The 1,046-nt window shown below is 49.9% G+C and carries 1 protein-coding gene; it reads right to left on the reverse strand.

Annotation, left to right across the window (positions count from 1 at the left end; genetic code table 11):
• Positions 1-43: 43 nt before the first annotated feature.
• A complete protein-coding gene (locus ACSZPU_RS25890) occupies positions 44-973 on the reverse strand; it encodes a PTS transporter subunit EIIC (RefSeq protein WP_499004477.1) in 930 nt (309 codons plus the stop codon).
• Between the last annotated feature and the right edge of the window lie 73 nt (positions 974-1,046).

Genomic DNA, 1,046 nt, shown 5'->3' on the forward strand with positions numbered 1-1,046 from the left:
TCAGGCAACCGTCTGTGGTGTTTGCAGAGCTAAGATTGGCGGCTTAGCGTTGCACTTCGGAGTTGAATCCGCCGAGCACCGGCGCGGCAAACAGGAATGCATATTCCAGTGGTTCGGTAATACCAGTGACAAAGGTAGTCAGTGCACCAGAGAGCAGTAAGCCTTTGACTAACGCTTTTCGCTCGGGTTTCGCTTCGTGGTACATCGCCAGAGCAGCGGCAGGAAGGGCAAACATCATGATTGGGAAGCGTCCGGTCATAAACAGCCCTGCGGTCAGCGGTACACCATCACGCAACTGGGCGAAGAACACCGGAATGTCACCAGTAACGAGCTGGCCTGTTTTGGTTATATATTCACCAAAGTTATAGTAAAACGGCACGTTCCAAATATGGTGTAAGCCAAATGGGATCAATGAACGTTCGCCTACTGCATAGATAAAAGCTGCGACACTGGCGTTATGCCCGCTCGTAACTAATGAAGAGAGTTGTGCCAATCCCTTCTGAACAGGTAACCATAGCCAGGGAAGTATGTAGCCGATAGCGATAGCCATCACCGCTGTAATGATTGGCACAAAGCGTTTGCCTCCAAAAAAACCCAGAAATTGGGGTAATTCGATATTGTGAAAACGCTGATAAAGCATGTAGACAAAAATGGCGACAATCAGGCCGCCGAACACGCCAGTTTGTAACGTTGGTACGCCCAGGATCATTGCGTAATCGCCGTTACTGGCGGCAACGGATTCAGTCGTAATGCCAAGATGAGTACCCATGGTGGCGTTCATGATCATGTAGCTGATAATTGCCGACAACGATGAGGAACCATCGCCTGTCAGGCCAATAACAATCCCTACGCAAAAGAGTAAGGGGAGGTTGGCAAAAATCAGCCCGCCGCAGTTAGCCAGCAGTTCTATGTTAAAGGAGATCCCAATCGCCAGAATCAGACCCGCCGCTGGTAAAATAGCGATGGGTAACATTAGATAGTGTCGTCACAAGATTTTAGCCCAGAGAGCGATGCATCTGATCTGGACGGCAGCGAGAAATGAGGCC

Source organism: Phytobacter sp. V69 (genome assembly GCF_965644215.1).
Taxonomy (GTDB): domain Bacteria; phylum Pseudomonadota; class Gammaproteobacteria; order Enterobacterales; family Enterobacteriaceae; genus Phytobacter.

Excerpts from the sequence above, each read along its gene's own strand:
- ACSZPU_RS25890 (WP_499004477.1), bottom strand. The coding sequence starts at position 973 with ATGTTACCCATCGCTATTTTACCAGCGGCGGGTCTGATTCTGGCGATT.